Source organism: Porphyrobacter sp. ULC335 (assembly GCF_025917005.1).
Taxonomy (GTDB): Bacteria; Pseudomonadota; Alphaproteobacteria; order Sphingomonadales; family Sphingomonadaceae; genus Erythrobacter.
In genome coordinates this window covers 3,133,645-3,152,867 of record NZ_CP078091.1, presented here as the reverse complement: position 1 = coordinate 3,152,867, position 19,223 = coordinate 3,133,645, and the positions used below count along the sequence as shown (strand labels likewise).

14 protein-coding genes are annotated in these 19,223 nt (G+C 59.8%); 2 read left to right on the top strand and 12 right to left on the bottom strand.

Annotation, left to right across the window (positions count from 1 at the left end; translation table 11 throughout):
- Window positions 1–46: 46 nt before the first annotated feature.
- Complete coding sequence (locus KVF90_RS15100) at window positions 47–1,495, bottom strand: dihydrolipoyl dehydrogenase (protein ID WP_264392390.1); 1,449 nt, start codon at window positions 1,493–1,495, stop codon at window positions 47–49.
- Between the two features lie 283 nt (window positions 1,496–1,778).
- Here KVF90_RS15100 and KVF90_RS15095 point away from each other — a divergent pair, with 283 nt between their 5' ends.
- On the top strand, window positions 1,779–2,129 hold the full coding sequence (locus tag KVF90_RS15095; protein WP_264392389.1) for a VOC family protein: 351 nt from the start codon (window positions 1,779–1,781) through the stop codon (window positions 2,127–2,129).
- Window positions 2,130–2,425: 296 nt separating this feature from the next.
- Here KVF90_RS15095 and KVF90_RS15090 read toward each other — a convergent pair whose 3' ends face one another.
- From KVF90_RS15090 to KVF90_RS15050, 9 genes are all read right to left on the bottom strand, one after another.
- Complete coding sequence (locus tag KVF90_RS15090) at window positions 2,426–3,457, bottom strand: hypothetical protein (protein ID WP_264392388.1); 1,032 nt, start codon at window positions 3,455–3,457, stop codon at window positions 2,426–2,428.
- 207 nt (window positions 3,458–3,664) lie between these two features.
- Window positions 3,665–4,195, bottom strand: a complete 531-nt coding sequence (locus tag KVF90_RS15085) for an AAA family ATPase (protein WP_264392387.1) — start codon at window positions 4,193–4,195, stop codon at window positions 3,665–3,667.
- A 102-nt stretch (window positions 4,196–4,297) separates the two neighbouring features.
- Window positions 4,298–5,395: a DUF4932 domain-containing protein gene (locus tag KVF90_RS15080; RefSeq protein WP_264392386.1), complete on the bottom strand. Its 1,098-nt coding sequence runs from the start codon at window positions 5,393–5,395 to the stop codon at window positions 4,298–4,300.
- A gap of 286 nt (window positions 5,396–5,681) precedes the next feature.
- Window positions 5,682–6,077, bottom strand: a complete 396-nt coding sequence (locus KVF90_RS15075; protein ID WP_054118497.1) for a VOC family protein — start codon at window positions 6,075–6,077, stop codon at window positions 5,682–5,684.
- 994 nt (window positions 6,078–7,071) lie between these two features.
- Entirely contained in the window at window positions 7,072–8,616 is a 1,545-nt protein-coding gene (locus tag KVF90_RS15070; protein WP_264392385.1) for a hypothetical protein, read from the bottom strand.
- Window positions 8,617–8,793: 177 nt separating this feature from the next.
- Entirely contained in the window at window positions 8,794–9,210 is a 417-nt protein-coding gene (locus KVF90_RS15065; RefSeq protein ID WP_264392384.1) for a GtrA family protein, read from the bottom strand.
- Window position 9,211: 1 nt separating this feature from the next.
- Window positions 9,212–9,946, bottom strand: coding sequence for a class I SAM-dependent methyltransferase (locus KVF90_RS15060; protein WP_264392383.1), 735 nt, complete (start codon window positions 9,944–9,946; stop codon window positions 9,212–9,214).
- A 1-nt stretch (window position 9,947) separates the two neighbouring features.
- Window positions 9,948–10,934 (bottom strand): glycosyltransferase family 2 protein, encoded by a 987-nt coding sequence (locus tag KVF90_RS15055; RefSeq protein WP_264392382.1) that lies wholly within the window; start codon window positions 10,932–10,934, stop codon window positions 9,948–9,950.
- 1,034 nt (window positions 10,935–11,968) lie between these two features.
- Complete coding sequence (locus KVF90_RS15050) at window positions 11,969–13,543, bottom strand: carboxylesterase/lipase family protein (protein WP_264392381.1); 1,575 nt, start codon at window positions 13,541–13,543, stop codon at window positions 11,969–11,971.
- 191 nt (window positions 13,544–13,734) lie between these two features.
- Here KVF90_RS15050 and KVF90_RS15045 point away from each other — a divergent pair, with 191 nt between their 5' ends.
- Window positions 13,735–14,976, top strand: a complete 1,242-nt coding sequence (locus KVF90_RS15045) for an ROK family transcriptional regulator (RefSeq protein WP_264392380.1) — start codon at window positions 13,735–13,737, stop codon at window positions 14,974–14,976.
- A gap of 4 nt (window positions 14,977–14,980) precedes the next feature.
- Here the strand turns inward: KVF90_RS15045 and KVF90_RS15040 are convergent, their stop codons facing one another.
- Window positions 14,981–15,895: an ROK family protein gene (locus KVF90_RS15040; RefSeq protein WP_264392379.1), complete on the bottom strand. Its 915-nt coding sequence runs from the start codon at window positions 15,893–15,895 to the stop codon at window positions 14,981–14,983.
- 123 nt (window positions 15,896–16,018) lie between these two features.
- A complete protein-coding gene (locus KVF90_RS15035) occupies window positions 16,019–19,204 on the bottom strand; it encodes a TonB-dependent receptor (protein WP_264392378.1) in 3,186 nt (1,061 codons plus the stop codon).
- Window positions 19,205–19,223 lie beyond the last annotated feature (19 nt).

Sequence of the window (19,223 nt, the reverse complement as noted above, 5' to 3'; positions counted from 1 at the left end):
GGGTTCTATCCTTGCTGTGGGGGGACGAGGCGCAGGCCGCTCACGATCACGCGGCGGGCCGGCAGTCGAGGCAGGGGCGATGCGCGGGCGAGCGTTCATGCATCGCATCACGGGCGGCCCGCAGCGCGGTGCGCACTCCCTCCTCGATCACCGGATGGTAGAAGGGGCTGTCGAGCATTTGCTGGACCGAACGGTCGGCCTCGACCGCCCAGGCAAGCAGGTGGGCGATGTGTTCGGCTGCCGGACCAACCATTTCGGCCCCGAGGAACTTGCCAGTTACAGGGTGGGCATAAACGTTGAGCCTGCCGACATTGCGTTTCGCCACGCGGGCACGCCCCTGCCCGGTGAAATCGACCGAGCCGGTGATGAAGCTCGCCTTGGCCTGCCTCAGTTGCGCGTGACTTTGTCCGACCATGGCGATCTGCGGGTCAGAAAACACCACGCCGATTGGCGTGCGGCGATGGCGCGGCGCCACGAAGGGAAAGCGCGCGGCATTCTCCCCGGCGATCCGTCCGGCATCCGAGGCTTCATGCAGCAGCGGCGCATCGGGCGCAGCATCGCCGGCGAGGAATATGGTGCTCTCGCCGATCCGGGCCGTGCGGCGATCCCAGCTGACTGGTGTGCCGTTTTCATCGAGCGCAATGCCCGCATGTTGCAGACCCAAACGGTCAAGATTGGGGCGGCGGCCGGTGGCAGCGATCAGATAGTCGAAGCGTTCCTCAATGTCCCGGCCATCGACCTTTTCGCTCACCACGACTTGGTCACCCTGGCGCTCGACAGCAAGAATTTCAGCACAAGGCGAGAAGCGATATTCAGCGGCGTAGGCAGCGTGTGCGGCCTCAGTCACACCCGGATCGGTCAGCGGGCCGACCCGCCCGCTGCGCCCGAACAGCTTGACCCGCACGCCCAACCGGCCAAGCGCCTGAGCCAATTCCAGACCGATAACGCCGTTGCCGAACACCGCGACGGATGCCGGCAGGTCATCCCAATCGAAGACATCGTCATTGATGATGAGCCGATCGCCCAGCGCATTCCATGCCGCAGGCCAAACGGCACGCGATCCGGTTGCGATCACCACGCGCCCAGCTTCGATTGCGGTTCCATCGTCCAGCATCAGACGGTCGGGGGCAGTGAAGCGGGCTGATCCGCTGATCTTGTGGGCATCCGGCCAGCCTTCAACATCTTCCAGAACGAAGCCGACAAAGCGGTCGCGTTCGGCGCGGACCCGGGCCATCACGGCCCTGCCGTCAACCTCGACCTGCGAGACCCGGATACCGAAGCGGCCCGCGTGATTGGCGTGATGCGCTGCCTCAGCTGCAGCAATCAGGAGCTTCGATGGCATGCAGCCAACCCGTGCGCAGGTCGTCCCGTAATGCGCTTCCTCGATGACGAGGACCGAGTCTGTGAAATTGCGCGCCGACTTGTAGGCGGACATTCCGGCGCTACCTGCACCGATAATCACGACATCGGCTTTGATGGATCCGGTCTGTGGCATCGCAATCTCGCTCGTTCAGTTGATGGGCGAGAAGTAGGGCTGCGGGGTTGGAGCAACAATCGCACAACGGGGAAACACTCCGTGCCGCGCGGCGGAACAATCATGGCTTGGCACCGATCTGGCCTCGTTGCGAAAATTCCCACAGATGGAATGAATCCTTGCGCGCAAGGCCCACTAATTCGCTCCGCCTGAGCGCTTAGACGTGTGCTAGGCGGCCCCGCTACTGAATCGCCATGACGACGGCAGCAGAGGACTGCGAGTTTGATGCTGAGGAACTGATATCGTGAAGAGAAGCGCGGTCACACTCAACCACGTGGGCATCCCTGCTCGTGATCCTGATGCCCTTGCTGCATGGTATGGCCGTCATTTCGAATTAATGGTCGAAGGTGCCTTCGCCTATGGCGATGGCTGGCTGATCGCCTGCGAACAGGCGGTCCAACCGACGAAGATGCCCGCGCATTTCGGTTTCATGCTGGACAGCAGGGGCGAGGTCGATCGCTGGAAAGCCTATTTCGACGATCAAGGTATCGGAGTGGACACCCAGCGCGGCGGCAACGCGATCTTCATGACCGACCCTGAGGGAAACATCTTCGAGATTTTTTTTGATCCCACGGTCTTTGTTGCGCCGCGGTAAGGGCCGAGATTTAAAAGCGGATCAGGAGGGTGAACGCTCGATGTCGCCTCCTGACAAAACTCGCCGTGTGGCAGGTTGCCCGTGAACGGCACGAAAGTCCCAATTTCAGCTGATCCGAGCTCCATGAACACGTGGCCGCTTTCAGAAAGTCGCAGGTCATAACTGGACGTCTGACTTGGGGTCGCTTTCAGAATTTCGTCTTTCGGCGAGAAACCCGCTGAAGCTGCCCGGCAGGTATCGGGATCGCGCATCCGCCTCGCTCATGGCCGCTCGTGGGTGGGAAGCGGACAAATCGTTCAGTGTGCTTGCTTCATCCGTTCAACAATGAATGCGGCTTTCGAACGAATGCTGGTGGAGCGATCATTGAGGAATGACCCTGCCAGAGCGATAAGGTCCGTATCATGTGAAGCATGGTCGATGATTGCCTCAAGCGCGACCTTTCGCACAGCGGTTGAGCGATCACGCAGGCCGCTGCGAATCGCTTCAGAACGATCAGAATGGATGGTCAGAGCCCGCTGCCAGACACGTGGCCGCCAACCGCTAATTCCCATCGGCTTATCTATCCAGAAGCGCTCCCCTGAGCCGTCAGTTGAGCGAGCATAGCCATACGCCAAGGTTTGTAGGGCGACGGCGCGCACTCCCGAAATTTTCGCCTCCACTGCGAGCAGCTTGAGGTGGGGGTCGATCCATTCGTATTGGAGTAGAGACCGCAGCCACGAGGGTAGTGGTCCGTTTCGTTGCCTGAGAAGCTGCGCCACGATCTCTGCTACCGCCTCCGGGCGAGCTACGAGCGCATCCATTGACTGTCGCTCGGCGTCCGACCAGCGCCGCCAAGTCGACCTACGCCCTGCCGTCTCAAGAAAGAATACGGATAGCACGTCGGGGCTAGTGAACGGTAGGCACCGATCCATGCAGGCTTTGGCGCTAGAACGAACCTGATGAACCCAGTCGTTCCGACGCCACGCCAAAGCGGCGACCAGAAAGGCATTGGGGATGGGGCCTGATATTCTCTCAAGTGCAGCTTGTCGCAGGAATCCGTTTTTGTGGAACAGAAAGAGAAACGGCAGCCCAGGAACCTCATCCAGCAGATCCCGATCACTCCTTTTCCCAAGGACGTTGCGATCAAACCAGCTTAGCTTCTGAGACCAGCTCCACAGCCCCGCAGCTGAGGCAATCGCTCCATCTGCATCGGCGATGGATGCCGGGCTTTGATTTTCCGTTGCCGCAATGAAATCGGCAATGGGCTTCGCAAGATCGGCCTTCGCCTCGCGCGCTGCCGCATATCGCTCGATTGCAGTGAGCAAAAGTGGCGAAAGTGCCTTGGACATTCCTCAGCTTAGTCGCGCAGCTGTATGGCAGCAACGGGGTCGGTAGCTGAAAGGCAGGAATTTTTCGCGACCGGGGTCAAGCCGCCGTGCCGCTTTCGGGATGTCGCATCGACCCTGCTCATGGCCGGTCGTGGGTGGGGAGCTGAATGGCTGCTTCGCGCTCGGACTGGCAGAATAATTGCCTCGCATCAGTGCCAAGGGTGGCACTCACGTAAAGTGGCCTTTGATGAAATTCGCGCGCTCGCTAACGTTGTCCCTCGGAACGATGATCGTCTCATAGTCGAGCTCGCTGAACGCGCTCACAAGGCGATCATACTCCGCAATCGCCTCTGCGAGATCGTGCCGACGGCTTTCATCGGTCGCGTAGATTTCCGGCCAAGGCGGAGCCAAAAAGACACGTGTATGATAGCGTTCGAACGGTGCGAGGGTGTCATGAATTGATTTACCCGTCGCGTGCTGGAGTGCAACAGCTGCATCAACCAAGCCGCGATCAAAGAAAACCCAGCCAGTCTCACTCGCAACATGTTTCCTATCGGCAGCGGCAAGCTCGATGGCTCGCTCGGCAAATGCTGCCTTATTCACCCAAGGCAGCGCGCGACCTTCGCCTCGTAACTCCTCTTCAACAATCCTCAGTCCAGGCTCGGAAACGATCGTGAACCCATCACGTCCTAACTTCGACAAGATTGTCGACTTGCCGGCCCCCGAGCAACCAGAGATGACAATATGCTTGGTCGCCAAAGCTACTCTCCATCGGGACGAATCTCAGTCAGTTAGAGCGCATCTGCAATGCGTAGGACCGGTGCGTGCGCTCGGGCGCGGTGCTTCTGGCGGCTCCTCCGCCTATTTGCTGCCGTTGGTGTCTATTGAAGACGATAGGGCTGCCGGTGATTGTCTGAAAACACCCAAGAGCTCAGGGTAGAAATCTGCGATCCTAGCCATGGCGTCGCGGTTCTTCTCATAGCGGCGAAGCTCGTCCACCAGTGCGGGGACATAGACAAAGCCGCGCCTCACCTCCTCGGCGACCTCGGCATTCGCAGCCTCTTCTCCCCGATCAGCAGCAGTGAGCCGCGAAGTGATCGCCCTAATTATGCTCTCATTGATGACCTGATCCCAACTGCCATAGCCTTCACGACGCATGGCCTCGCGAAGCTGGCCGAAGTTCCCCTCAGTAGCTGCCACTTGGGAAGAATGACGCGCCGTCAGCGGGTTAATCACGGTATGGGCGAACTCATGAGCCACCAGAGGCTGAAGCCTTGCGGCATCACCGAAGTCAACAGAACCCGCTGTAAGTGCGTTCGGCCCGATAAATGCAAATGCAGCCGACTGTCCTCGAATGCCATCGACGCGTGAGGCAAAGCCGCCATCGTGCAGAAGTGGCCCTAGAATAACTTGCGTCGAACCGAGCGGAATCCCCAGGTAGGCGACTAGGGAACGCGTTGAAGCCACCACCGTTGGTCGGGTCTGTGCGACCATCCGCTCGTATTCCGGCTGATGGGAGGCATAGAACTCTTCGAACCGACATTCCTGCGCGAAATCACGCGCTGACGCCCAAAAGCCGGCAAGGTTCTCCTCGCCGCCAGCGCTGGCAATAACGCTGTCGCCCAACGGGAACCGAGGCTGAAGCTCTGGAGGCTCCGAAAGGGAAATGAAGGCTTCAGGGACATTGTTGAAGTCGAACCCGTTTGCGGACAGCGCCGAAAACTTCTTCACCGCAGCATGTTCAGAGCAAGCCGCAAAGAAGCTTGCTGCGTCGCGCTTGTATCCGGAATCGAGATAGGAGACGAGGAAGTAGCCCGACAGAAGCTGTATGACACCCATAAGCTCGATCCGTTGATCGACCGTAACGGTGGTTTGTGAAACCGGTGCGGACCGAGGCTCTTCCAAGGGCGTACAAGCTTGGCTGGCTACCGCCAGCAGCGAAAGTGCCGCGATACGCATTCCAAGTCTCCCAAACTATCGAATTCACACGCTATCACAACTCCTTAGGCTCTGAAAATCAGGAAACGACCAAACACCGCAACGACCGCATCGGGGTCGGTATGAGAATTTCAGCTTCCGGCGGAAAACCCGTCGAAGCTGCCGGGCAGGTTTCAGAGCCGCGCTGGGCTGCGGCGGATGACTTCAAATGGGTGGTCAGCTGACTGACCATATGTGGGGAGGGTTGACCCCGGCCCTACCAAACGCCCAATCGCTTGGTGGACCGGTCGAAAGAGGAGCCGAGACTCTATCCGGGGATGTGGATCCCGCAAAGTTTGTTGCCGTCAGGATCGCGCACGTAGGTCAGGTGGATCGTCCCCATCGCTGACTCCCGCGGGCCGGGAGCGTCTTCGATTGACGTTCCGCCGTTGGCGACGGCCACATCATGAAATTGCTGAACTTGTTCGGGCGAATTGCACGAGAAAGCTACCGTAGCCCCGTTCGCCACGGTGGCAGGTTCATCGTTGATCGGCTGAGTGACGATGAAGTTTGTTCCGCCCGGGTTCGGGTAGAAGAGGCGCATATGCCCGCTTCCGGCAATATTGTTCATTGGCTCTGGCATTCCCAGAACACCTAGAACCGCGTTGTAGAACTGCCGCGACCGCTCGATGTCGTTGGAGCCTACCATTGTGTGGAACAGCAATCTCTTTCTCCCTCGCGTTTCGCGGACGCTTGTGGAGGCAGTGGGAGATCAGAGCAAGCGGCGAGTTACGAGCTTAGCCCTTGAAGACCTTAGGCCGAATGGCGGCAAAGTTCCGATTACAGCGGTTCCGGGCCCATGAACACGTGGCCGCTTTCAGGACGTCGCCGCTCGCAAGCAAACGTCCGCATGGGGGTCGTTTCGAGAAATTCCGCTTTTTGCCATATCATCAGGAAATCTGCCCGTCCGGTTTTGGGTGTCCGTCAGATCGAGCGCGCATACACGCGAGCTCATGTTGCAGTGTGACTTTATCATAGTGCTATAGCGAAGCCGTAGTGATCATCTTCATCGGTCACGGCCCGCCATTAGCTTAAATAATCATCTGATTTATTGGCATGATTCTGCATGATATCGTTTTGGTCCCGCTATCGGTCCCATTTCGGCATGGCGCACGATTGATAAGATCCAACAGGGTGTCGTGGCAGTGTGCACGGGCGCGCGATCCCTCCTCCGCTACCATTCAAGCGATTTGTCCAATTGATTCTAAATGATTAATTTCCCATTGGCGGAAGTTGGCACCACATCCGATCCCACACTTTGAGCAGGATGTAGTGGTCTCTCTTGGTCGATCATTGGACCATGATCCGAGCGGGCAAGAGCTCGCTCCCCAACAAGTCTGAAAAGCTCCTTGCTGGTCAGATTTAGATTTTTCGGTGCGCTGCGGTGCCGTTGGGTCAGCCAATCAGCAAACGCACCTCGCGACCCTGGCTCAGTCTGCTCCCGATCGTCAGTATAAATGTCTGCTCCCGAACCAGACTCAGTCGTTCACGATCGCCAGAATGAACTTCCGATTCCGCCCGGAGCCGCCATGCCGCTTTCGGGAATGAGCCTCGCCCCGCTCATGACCGAAGGTGAGCGACGGGATGAGCCAGTCGGCAGCATCCCGACCGATGAAGCCGAACGACTAAACATGGATCGTCGCTAATGGGTCTACGGCCTAGCTCGGTGACGATGGAAATGGTATGTTTGTGCAATTTCTAGCAAAAACGGAATATCCTTCATGGTCGCCAATTTTCGCGTAGCAATCATAAAAATTAAAAATTTTGGGATCTTTTGAAATGAATTTAATATAGTCAAAATTAGGGGACTTAAAATAGGATTTATTATCACGTTCATCTACAATTACCAAGTCAGGCTTAAATTTATTTAGGTCTTCGATAATTGCATTTCGGGCGTAATCCATTATTTCGACCATCTTCACGCAATCGTCTGAGTTTTCTGCGCAATTTAATGACTGCGCGCGATTATAGGCGCCGGGAATAAACCACTGCGCTGGAAACCGGCTTGCCCATGAACCTGAAACTTCGTTGACGAATGGAAATGCTGCCCAGACATTCGTACTCAGCACGAGAATTTTTTCATTATTATTCTTTACGAAAGGCTTGAAGGCCTCAGTCGTAGCGCTTCGGTAAGGCCCGCGAGCGATTTGTTGTCCAAGTGTGATAAGTGCAATCAGAGTGAAGCTTGAGACTATTATCATGTCACGCCTGATTACATGCCACCTGCGGACACAGAGCCACGCTACGCTCAGCAGCACAAAGGACGACAAAGGCAGGATGTGATAGTTCCATCCCTTGAACTGGAGCAGATACGCCGCGGCTGCCCCGACACTTGCGCTCGCAAAAAGCTGGGTTACCGGATCCGAGAATGCCCTAACAACACGCCGCGCTGCGACTATGCCCAATACCAGCCCAAAGAGTTCGGGCTTCAACAGGACTTGCTCTGCGCTTGCTCCGTAAGCCGCATATACGTCACGCGCGACGGGGACGATGGATACAAGATATGCGGGATGAACTATGACCACGAACGCCACGTAAGTGATCGTTATCCCAGCGAGTGCCAGCAGTCCCGGATCGAGGAGCGATCGAAGGTTGCGTTCCTGCCATAGCCGCACGATGGCGATGCTTGCAGGGATTACGAGAAAATGGGGTTTCAGCAACAAGCCGAGCGCTGCAAACAGGGCCAGCGCGATCTGGTGTGACACACCAATCTGCGGCGTCGCGGGACGAAGGATAAGGCCCAGCAAAAACGGCAGCGCGAAAGCGAGCATCAGATGTTCGCGCTGTCCGAACTCCGCAATCGGCAGCACGAAGAGTGCGACCGTGACGAACAGCAGCAGGGTGGTCCGTTCGATACGCTGCAATGCCGCAGCGTTCAGCACCTTCAACGTCCAGAGGCACGAAGTCAGGCAGAGTGCGCAGACATAAACGAAATAAGTTGTGGTTGGATTGCTCCCCAGCGCGCGAGAAACCGTTATCGCCGGAATGGTCAGGTAGAAGGCAAGCGGTGGATTTATCTCGATAATGTCTTCGTAAAGACGCGATCCATCGAGAAACATGCTGGTCGCGGTAATATACCAACTGGCATCGTGGTTGAGCGAGAATTGTGGATAGATCACCGCAGCGAGAAGGGCTACCGTGACAAGAAACCACGCGCTGGCGAGTGAACTTCCCGGCTTCAGGGTTGCGTGTACTGAAGTCATGTCGCTGCCCCTCGATCTACGCAGTTCCGGTTGATGTATTCGCACGGTGCGAGGTAGCAAGAGCGCGACGCGGATAAATCGAGCGATCGATCCCGTCCTGTTGCTGCCCAACAAGATGATGGTGCTGATCTGACGGCACCTTCGCAGGATCCAGCTGACGACCTTGCGACCGCGCCACTACGCGCGACCCGAAGCTGACTCCGGCTCGCCTTGCTGAAGGGGACGCTTGAACGCCCAGAACTTCGCCAGCAGGAATGTTACCAGGGGAACTGTCATCACTACAAGTAAACCATAGGCGTATGTCGGAAGGCCGCTGCTCTGCGTCAGCACAAGGATCGCGCTCGACAGCGCCAGACTTGCGAAGGTCACCACCAGATAGCGGGCAGCTCCGTTCCACAGTCCGCGCTGGCTGGCGAAGGTGACGCGGGCGTTGCCGAGATAGGAAACGATGAAAGCCGCTGCCGCGCCGCAAGCATTGGCGACCAAGCCGTCCAGCGCGGCACGGTCGATCAACAGCCAGGCCACGCCGACGTGGAGCAGCGTCGCAGTGGCTCCCGTTACGCCAAATGAGGCGATCTGGCGCAACAGGGCCACGCTATGCGCGCCGCTTGCGCGCCACCGCGAAGAGCGACAAGCCGATCGGAAAAGGAATCCGCCCGAGGAGCCCGACTTCGAGCGAGAAGATACCGGTCATAAGCGCGTTCAAGGGCTCGGGTGGCACAGCGTGATCGACCCCTCCGGCGCCGACCAGCCGCGCTATCAGCCGCTGGGCCAGTGCCAGCGGGAACAGCAAGGTGTTAAAGTAGCCTATTCCCGCAATCTCGAAGCCAGCCGCATGAAGTCGCTCCGCCAAGAGCGCCCGCGTGTAGCGCCGCTTGTGCTGATGCAGTACGTCATGATCTGACCACAGCCACGGCACAGCAGGCACGGTGAGCAGCAATGCCCCCCCCGGTGCCAGCCGCTCTCCTAACGTGCGCAGCGAGGCGACATCATCATCGATATGCTCGAGCACGTCGAGCATGGCGATCAGATCGAAGCGATCATTGTCGAAGCCGATCTTGTCGGGAAGCCTGCCATAGGCGACAGGCCGCCGAAGCAGGTTTGCGGCATGAGCCCGGGCATCATCGTTGAACTCGAAGGCCTGCACCTCCCCCAGCTTATCCAGCATCGCAAGATTGCCGCCATAGCCGCAGCCTGCTTCGAGCACACGGGCGTTGGCAGGAAGTGGGACAAACATGGAAATCAGCTGCGCGACAATCCGGCGGCGACCCACGAACCACCAGTGACGGTCCTGCGAAGCACGCAGCGACTGATAGGCCGCCAGTTCCATTTCAGAACCCCACTGTTTCGGCGACGACATAGAGCGGGCGGCCGCGAACCTGCACAGCGATCCGACCGACGTATTCGCCCATCAGACCGACGCTAAACAGGTTCAATCCGCCCAGGAAAAGCACAGCGACCATGATTGATGCATAGCCGGGTGTGTCGGCTCCTGAGATAATCGTATAGGCGATCAAAAATGCGGCGTAGGCGAAGGCGGCGAGCGATATGATCGCCCCGACCATGGTCCACACGCGCAATGGAAAGGTCGTCGATGCGGTGATCCCGTCGAGTGCCAGCGCCACGAGCCGCGAAACGCCCCATTTGGTGGAGCCCGCCTGGCGGGCAGGCCGTGCATACTCGACTGTTTCGGTGCGAAAGCCGATCCATGAAAACAAGCCCTTGTTGAAGCGGCACCGTTCGGTCATCTCGTTAAGGACGGCAACCGCGGCGCGATCAAGCAAGCGGAAGTCGCCGACGTCGACCGCGATGGGATGCTCGGCAAGGGCGTTGATCGTCTTGTAGAACATTCGGGATGTGGTGCGCTTCAGGAAGCTGTCCTGGAGGCGGTCGATCCGCTTGGCGTTGACGATCTGCGCCCCGGCCTGCCACTTGTCGATCATCGGTCGGATCAGTTCCGGCGGATCTTGCAGGTCGACGTCCATCGGGATCACGGCGTCTCCGGTGGCCGCTCTCAGCCCGGCAGACAACGCCGCTTCTTTCCCGAAGTTGCGCGAAAGCGAAATAAGCCTGATTGTGCGATCAACCCGGCACATCGCCCTTACGATTGCGGCGGTGGCATCACAGCTGCCATCGTCGACAAAGACGATCTCGAAGCGTGGCGCGGTCTCGCCGGTCGGCCAGCTTTCGGCAATTACAGTCCTGATCGCGGCTGCGAAATGGCCGACCGAATCTTCTTCGTTGTAAACTGGCACAACGATCGAGATCAGAGGTTCCGCCGGCGCCGTGTGGCTGTGCAGCTTGAAATCTTCAATCATGATGCAAACCAGGCTGTGTTATGTTCGACAAGCCGTAAGCTTTGGTCGCAGAGCGCACGTTTGCATGAGACTGGTTTACCGGCACTGCCCATCCTTTCGTTTCGGTCGGATCGAGCTTAAGGGACTATGGTTAAGAAAAACTTCATGGACTAAAGATTTCGGGGGCCGTCAAAGCTTTAGCTCATGAGCATGCCGCGCGTTCTGTTATTGCTGTTGCCGATGCGGTTCCCTCCTAATTGGAGCCGAAACAGTGAGGCTCCCAGCGCTAGGTCCTGAACCACCCCCGCAGCCGTCACAGGGCAAACCCTTTGACCCATATGCAGGCAGCAAGCCGGTTCAGTGACAGTTCCATATGACGTAGTCGGACCTGCTGGCTCCGAGTTTGGGTCAACGCAGTAGCGAACGAACTTGTTAATCACGTCTGATGCATCACCTCTGGCGAGCAATCGAGCGCTACACTGGCTGATTGGCGGAACATGATGGGCAGAGCTCACAGCCGTAGGGGTAAGGCTCTGCATAATTGGAGGCGGATTGCCATCAGATTGGTAGCTCCGCCAGTCACCAGTCCTCAGATGTCCGAAAATCCCCTGTTTTCCCTTTTTTGCAGCCATTTCGTGCTGGATGGCGTTCGGCATTTTTTCGATATCTCCGTAGGCGTCCGTAACGATTGGGGGCATTTCTGGGGGCATCAAAATGCAGTTTTGGGGGCACAGATGCTCAGCGAATTGATGCCAAGGAGCGTCATGGTTCGGTCGAGCCGGCTCTACCTTGATGTTGCGCTGCTGCCACACCGGACCGCCTACGGGCCGTTGAAGCGTCCTTGGAGAAGGACGAAAATCAGGAACAAGCGCAAACGACCAAGCTTCTGCCACTGGCCTGCCTGTACTGCTGCTGGCCGGATGACGGTGTTCTAGATACCCTGATATCGAGCGCCCGCAGACTGAACTACAACGCGATGCCGTTGTACGTCAGAGCGATCTCTTACGCAGACTTGAAGCCGATCTCCATGATGATCCCGGCTGCGGCGACACATTCTAGAGCGCCCCGATCAGATCGCACGGTTTCGGCCTCAGCTTCTGTCGCATCGACAGACCGCCCGTCCCGATCGCGGCATAGGCTCCGCCGGCAAAGGGGCCCCAGACGGGAAGCCCGTCGGCATTGGGATCACCGGCTCTGGCGAAATTGACCCAGTAATCCTGCAACTGCACCTGCTGACCGGATAGACCAAGCGGTTCACGATTCAAGATGTAGCCGATCTCCGCCGCGTGCGCGGTGAGATTGTCGCGCGGTGCGCCCGGCGCCGGGGCATCGAATTCATAGCGCCACACCGGCCATCTCCGCTCTGCAAGCAAGGCGGCCAGATTGCCTGCCGGACACCGGAATACAAAGTCGGTCTCGATCCGGGCTTCGATAGGGCCAAGGCGGGGGTCAGCGCCGGCGCTCTCCTCGGCGCGATAGAAGGCCAATGCCTTGGTCGCTTTCCGGCCCAGCCAGTGCTGGACATAGGCCGTGATATCGACGCTTCCCGGCGACGGCCCGAATTCGAAACGGTTGCTGCCGACAATCACGGGGCGCGGCGACGCGGCGGCCAGAAGCTTGTCCGGCGCACGATGCAGCACGTGTCCGTCGATTGTCGTGCGTAACCACAGGAAATTTTGGTCCCACAGGGCGGCATCGCGCAGTTGCAGGTCCGCCGCTAGCAGTGCCGCTGCGTCAGCCCGCCGCAACGCTGCCAGATCGCCTCCGCCTGTGAGGGCATCGAGCTGATCGCCAAGATCAAAGGCCGCGTCACGCGGCCGGAACGCCATGCCGAACCCGGGCGTCCCGCTTTGCATGATGGCCTTGTGGAAGAGGCCGCGCGTCAGGGGTGTGGCCAGCAGCAACGACACGTCCTGGCTGCCCGCGCTTTCTCCGAACAGCGTGACATTGCCCGGATCACCGCCGAAGCGGGTGATGTTGTCCTGCACCCACTGCAAGGCGGCAATCTGGTCCATCAGCCCGTAATTGCCGCTCGCCCCAGCTTGTTCAGCAGCCAGTTGACGGTGGGCGAGGAAACCGAAGATACCCAGCCGGTACTGCACCGCGACCAGGACCACGCCCTGCTCCGTGATGCGACTGGAAACCGTCCCGCCTGCCCCGCCAGCGCGGTTGGAGCCGCCGTGGATCCACACCATCACGGGAAGCCGCTGGCCCTTCAGCGGCGCCCGCACGTCCAGTGTCAGGCAATCTTCCGAGGCGAACAGATGGTTCGCGCGGTTCCATCCATAGTCGTTCTGCATGCAGGAAGGAGCAGGCTTGTCGACCTTGCGGATGCCCGTCCAGGGAATGACCGGGGCGGGCGGACGCCAGCGCCGGTCGCCCAGCGGAGGGGCGGCAAAAGGGATGCCTTCGAAAATGCGCGCATCGCCAGCCTCGCCGAGACGCCCCTGAACCATCCCGCCGCTGACCCGGACGGGCAGGTTTCCCGGTCCAGCCGCCTCCGAGGACGCGCCTATCAGCAGCAGACCCAAAACAAGCCCAACCCCCGTCTCGCGCCAACCGGTCGCCCTGTGCCCCGGTCGAACGCCCACTGCCGGGTTCACGGTGCGGCTCCCAGGGTGACGGTGCATGGAGTCCCTCTCGGCCGCGAATGCGGACGCTTGTCCCGAACTTGGCCAGAGGTTATCCATGGCCAAGGTTAAAGCAATCAAATTGATTTTATAATCGGAACGCGAACCGGACGTGCCTTCAGATCGCTTCTTCGCTTCGGCGGAAGTAGCAACTACAATCGACAGCCAATGCCCCTCTCAAGGATCGAACAATGCCCCAACAGTCCCGGAATGCCGTCCGCTTGTCGGGAACAAATCTCGAGCGGGCAGCCGATCACAACCAGCGGATCACGCTGCACGCGATCAGGGTTCAGGGCACAACCACCAGGGTCGAGCTGGCCCGGCTGACGGGTCTGACCACTCCGGCCATCGCCAATATCGCCAAACGCCTGATCGCCGATGACCTTGTCCACGAAGCCGGACAAGTCCGCGAAGGGCGGGGCCAACCGGCGATCAAGCTGAAGCTCAATCCCGACGCCTGCTTTGCGATCGGCGTCAATATCGACCGCGATCACATCGCGATTGCGATTGTGAACTTCGTTGGCGACACGCTGGCGCGCCGGGCGATCGAGATCGATTTTGCGTTGCCCGAAGATGTCCGCAATTTCTACCGCCAGTCGATCACCGAACTCGTGGCGGAATCCGGAATAGACGTGAGCCGCCTTGTCGGCATCGGCGTGGCCACTCCGGATGACCTTGGCTCGATCGAACTTGCCGGCCGGCCGAAGCAGTATTCGGCGTGGGACAAGACCGACATTGCCGGACTGTTCGTGGTGCCATATGCTCTTCCGGTGTTCATCGAGAACGATGCCGCCGCTGCGGCGATGGGCGAGCAGCAGCTGGGCAGCGGGCGGCGCTATTCAAGCGCATTCTACATCCTGATCTCGTGGGGCCTGGGAGGGGGTTTCTTTGCCGATGGCACCTATGTGCGCGGGGCTGACGGCCGCAGCGGCGAAATCGGTTTCCTCAATTGCCGGACAGCCGGGGGGCAGGCCGAACCCTTGCAGCAATGGGTTTCCCTGTCCGGGCTGTCGACGCACCTTCAGGCACAGGGTCTGAAACTGTCGGAACTGTTCGCCGATGAACAGAGCCCGGCGTTCACCAGGGCGCTCGACAGCTGGATCGATGGCGCCGTCGAACGGTTGCTCGATCCGATTCTGGCGATCAATTGCCTGCTGAACCCGTCTGCCATCCTGATCGGCGGGCGATTGCCGCTCAAATACCTCAAACTGCTGGAGGAACGGCTCAATGCCTCGCTCGCGGTGCATGCCGCCCATCTGCCCGGCATCGCTCCGATCGAGCGCGCCGAACTGGCCGAGGACGCGCCCACAGTCGGCGCCGCGATCCTGCCGCTGAGCCACTATCTCCTGCCCAAGGCCGCGACCTTGTGGAAACAGGAGCACGATGTGGAGCCGGACATCGAAAGCACCGGTGCCTGGATGCAACGGGCCTGAACGCCTATTCGGCGGCAAGCTCCAACGGATTCGTTGCTGCGCCTGCCTCTGCCGCAATGCCGAGGAAGATGGAGCCGAGCGGTCCGGCCTGATCGCCAAGCTCGGGAGCGACGATATAGGGCCGGTCCGTTGGCAGGCGCATATAGCCTGCCAGACTTTGTTCCAGCTGGGCTTCGATCCTTGCAAGCAAATGGGGCTGGCGGTTCATCACCCCGCCGCCAAAGGCAATGCGCCGGGGGCCGGTGGTGCAGACCATGTTGTGGCACAGCGCGGCCAGTGCGTTGACGACGATGTCCCAGACAGGATGATCCGGTGCCACGTGGGCGATCTGTTCGACACCCAGCCGCGCCTTGATTGCGGATCCCGATGCCAGTCCCTCGACACAGCAATCATGAAACCGGCAAATGCTCGGAAAGTCGTCTCCGGGCGTGCGCGGGATCACCATATGGCCCAGCTCTCCATGGAGCAGGCCTCTGGTCGCCATGCCGTTGACGATCAGGCCGACGCCGACCCCGGTGCCGACCGTGACATAGGAAAAATCGGAAAGACCGCGCCCGCTGCCCCAGGCCATTTCGGCCAGCGCTGCCGCGTTGACATCCGTGTCGACCCCGCAGGCGACGGGAAACTCGCTGGACAGGGTGCCCAGAACATCGAAGCCGCTCCAGTGCGGCTTGTTGGTTTCAAGGATGTGGCCGTAGAGCGGCAATGCCGGATCGAGGCAGATCGGGCCAAAGCTGGCAATTCCAAGCGCGCGGAACCTGCGTTCTGCCCACCATTTACGCAGCATATGCTTGATGGCGCCGAGCGTCTCTTCGGGATCGGAGGTCGGGATTTCGGCCTGATCGATGATTGCATCTGGCCCCGCAGCCAGAGTGCAGACGCACTTTGTTCCGCCCAGTTCCACTCCTGCTATCGGCATGGATGACTCGGAAAGATGGCTGCTGGCTGTCACGATCACACCTTCTGTCGATAGCGACGTTTGTGTTCTGGGCCGACGGGGCAAGCAGACCACACAGGTGTGTTCTGCTTGCCCGAGCGCCGGTCAGAATGTCAAACGGAGCGTCAGGGAGTAGCGGCGATCGCTCACGAATGCCCCGCGTTTTGCCCGCACGATATCCTCATCCCTTGCGAACAGGGCGAAGCTTGTCTGGGTGACTTCGTTGAGCAGGTTGTTAGCCTGAAGGCCGACCTTGATGTTTTCGTTGAACGTGTAGAACAGCGAACCATCCAGCTGCCCCGTCGGCTCGGCAAAGACCGGCAGGAACGGGAAGCAGCAGTCTCTCGTGCTGAGCAGGAACCGCGAGCGCCAGGAATAGGCCAGACGGGCGTAGAAACCGCTCTTTTCGTAGAAACCTGCCAGGTTGACGTTGTGCCGGGACAACTGCGGCAGCGGAAGCAGACCGTAGAGTGCGTTCACTTCACCCGGCGGGCGTGCCCCATCGCCGGTGCCGTTGGCAGGCGTGCTGGTGGGGATCTGGCCGGGATCGATAAACGTGTAGGATGCCTGCATCCCGAGACCCGAAAGCGCGCCCGGCAGGAAGTCATAGGTCTGCTGGTAGGCGAGTTCGAAGCCCTTGATGCTGGAACTGGAGTCCGTGTTGGCAGGCCCGTTCAGTACCACATCGTAGGTCTGGCCATTGTTGGTCGCCGAAATGACCCCCTGACCATTATTGTCGATCACATTGCTCAGGCGCTTGTAGAACAGCGCCGCCGTGAGCGAACCGACCGGGTCGAAGTACCATTCGCCGGTCAGGTCGAACTGCGTTGCCTCAACGGGGCGGAGATAGGGATTCCGGGAGTTTGACTGGAACACCAGATCGCCCGCCTGGGTCACCCCGGCATTCACCCCGATAAACGCACGCAGGTTGTCAAATGTCGGCCGCGAGATCGCCTGCGATGCAGCAAAGCGGAATTGCAGCTTGTCATTGGCATGGAAGCGGACGTTCAGACTGGGCAGGAAGTGGCCGAACTGGTTCCTTGCCGCCAAGGGCTCGCTGGCGCCATTGGCAAAGGCCAGCACGTTGGTCTGCTCGGTCGCGGAGAGGCGGCAGATCGGCGGGACCGGGTCCTGCGGCCCACGCGGTGCGGAGCAATAGGCGGTCACGCTCGGGAAGTTCGACGGCAGAACGGTCTCCCGCAGGGGAGCCGTCAGAGCGCCGAAGGACACGCCCAGCGTATCGACGTAACGCACGCCGATATTGCCGTCGAAGTAGGACCCGTTGCCCTTGTCGGTCGAGAAATCGACCCGGACATACCCCGCCATCGTGCGCTCGGAATTCCGGAACACCTCATTGGGGCAGAAGTAGGTGTTCACCGTGGCGCAGGCACGATCCTCGATCGGCTGGTAATTGCCGACAGCGCGGGCGGTGATGGTCCGCAGAAGCTCCTGCGTGCCTTCGTAGTTTTCGGCGAGGTTGCCTTTGAGGAAAACCGCACCCGGCGGCTGGGTGGATGCGCCGCGGAAGAAGTTGTCGAAGCCGACCACTTCGTACAGCGAAGAGTCGATCGTGGCGTAGGTTTGTGCTCCGTTCGGGCCGGTCCATGTTTCGGAGGGCGCGCCCCAGTTGTTGTAGTTGTTGTTGCGCACCACCTGATCGCGATCGGCATAGCGTCCGCCGACCCGCACGCGCCGCAGGAAGCCTTCGTCGCTCAGATCATATTCGGCATCCGCGCGGAACGCCCATTCCTCGCCGTTATTGTCATCACGATCGGTAAAGGCATCGCGGAAATACAGGCTATTGGGATTGGAGAAGTAATCTGCGGCGGTCGGCGTGGTGCCATTGGGCAGGCGGCCGATGCTGAAGTTGATCTGGGGAATGCGCCCCGAATTATCGATCTGCACATTGGACCACGTGGCCGTGTCGATGATCTGGTCGATCTCCAGCGCCCGCGCTTTCACATATTGCGCATCGAACATGAAGCGCAGCCGGTCAGTGGCCTGGAACTTCACTTCCAGACTGTGGTCATCGGTCCGGTAGTCGGTCAGGAAGCCCCGGTTCGACTGGGTGGTGAAGATCCCACCCTCCTGGAAGTTGGGGAGTTCGTTAAGGTAGTTGCCATTGCTCCAGCCTTGCTTGAAGCCGCCGGGCCGGTTGATGGAGCCGTTGAGGAAAACGCCGTTCTGGTCAAAGGTGTAGTTGGTGCCGGCGGCCGGGAAGGTCGCGTTGACGTCCGGATACCAGACGTTCGGCTCGATCGTCTGCTCGGTCCAGCTATTGCGCCCCTCGGTGCGCAGGAACGCTGCGGTTGCTTGCAGACGGTCGTCCGCAGAAGCGAATTGCAGTGCGGCAGCAATCCCGATCCTTTCGCGATCGAAGTCCTGCGTACGCACCCCGCCGCCGGTCGGGGCATAACACGAGGTTAGCCCGCCGCCGCAATTGAAGGTATCCGTCACGGTCGACTGGAAGGGCGAGCCCACGTTGAAGGTGCGCGTACCGTTGAAGCGTTCGAACGGCGAGGCGATGAACGCCGAGTCCGCGCGGGAATAAAGCTTCGAGTAGGTCACGGAAGCGAGGAAGCCGACCCGCGCACCGCTCGGCAGGTCCCACTGGTTGCTGTAAAGGCCGGTCACGTTGGGCGCCGTGCGCTCGACCAGATCGCCGTAATTCAACTCACCCGAGAGGAAGATGAGCTGCTTGCTCGAATCGAACGGGCGGCGGGTGTTGATGCTGGTCGTCCCCGATATCCCGCCTTCGATCATGTCGGCCGTGAGGTTCTTGAAAACCTCGATCGAACCGACCAGTTCGGGCGCGATGTCGTTGTAGCTGATTTCGCGGCCACCGCTCACGGAGAAGGTGTCGCGCCCGTTGAACAGGCCCTTGACGAAATTGAGGCCGCGGATCGTGACGCCGGAACCTTCGACCGAAAAATGCTGTGAATCCTCGGCCGATGCGAAGCGCGTGATCGCCACGCCGGGGACGCGCTGCAACGCCTCGTTGACCGAGCGGTCCGGAAGTGCGCCCAGATCTTCGGCGGTCAGCGCATCGACAACGGTGTCCGCGTTCTGCTTGATAGCCTGAGCGCGCTGAAGGCTCGCCCGCAGGCCGGTCACGATGATCACGTCTTCGGAGGATGCCTCAACGGACGCGTTCTGATCGTCCTCGCCGGTGCCATCGGATGCGTCCTGCGCCAGCACTGCCTGCGACCCGAAGGCCAGAACAGCGAGCGAGACACCGCAAGCCAGCTTCCCCAACGTGGTGCTCGAATCACTTGATCGCCGTTCGGCCATCGATCTTCTCCCCTCATGC

Coding starts and splice junctions, on each gene's coding strand:
- KVF90_RS15100 (WP_264392390.1), bottom strand. CDS start 1,495: ATGCCACAGACCGGATCCATCAAAGCCGATGTCGTGATTATCGGTGCA.
- KVF90_RS15090 (WP_264392388.1), bottom strand. CDS start 3,457: ATGTCCAAGGCACTTTCGCCACTTTTGCTCACTGCAATCGAGCGATAT.
- KVF90_RS15080 (WP_264392386.1), bottom strand. CDS start 5,395: ATGCGTATCGCGGCACTTTCGCTGCTGGCGGTAGCCAGCCAAGCTTGT.
- KVF90_RS15070 (WP_264392385.1), bottom strand. CDS start 8,616: ATGACTTCAGTACACGCAACCCTGAAGCCGGGAAGTTCACTCGCCAGC.
- KVF90_RS15060 (WP_264392383.1), bottom strand. CDS start 9,946: ATGGAACTGGCGGCCTATCAGTCGCTGCGTGCTTCGCAGGACCGTCAC.
- KVF90_RS15055 (WP_264392382.1), bottom strand. CDS start 10,934: ATGATTGAAGATTTCAAGCTGCACAGCCACACGGCGCCGGCGGAACCT.
- KVF90_RS15050 (WP_264392381.1), bottom strand. CDS start 13,543: ATGCACCGTCACCCTGGGAGCCGCACCGTGAACCCGGCAGTGGGCGTT.
- KVF90_RS15045 (WP_264392380.1), top strand. CDS start 13,735: ATGCCCCAACAGTCCCGGAATGCCGTCCGCTTGTCGGGAACAAATCTC.
- KVF90_RS15040 (WP_264392379.1), bottom strand. CDS start 15,895: ATGCCGATAGCAGGAGTGGAACTGGGCGGAACAAAGTGCGTCTGCACT.
- KVF90_RS15035 (WP_264392378.1), bottom strand. CDS start 19,204: ATGGCCGAACGGCGATCAAGTGATTCGAGCACCACGTTGGGGAAGCTG.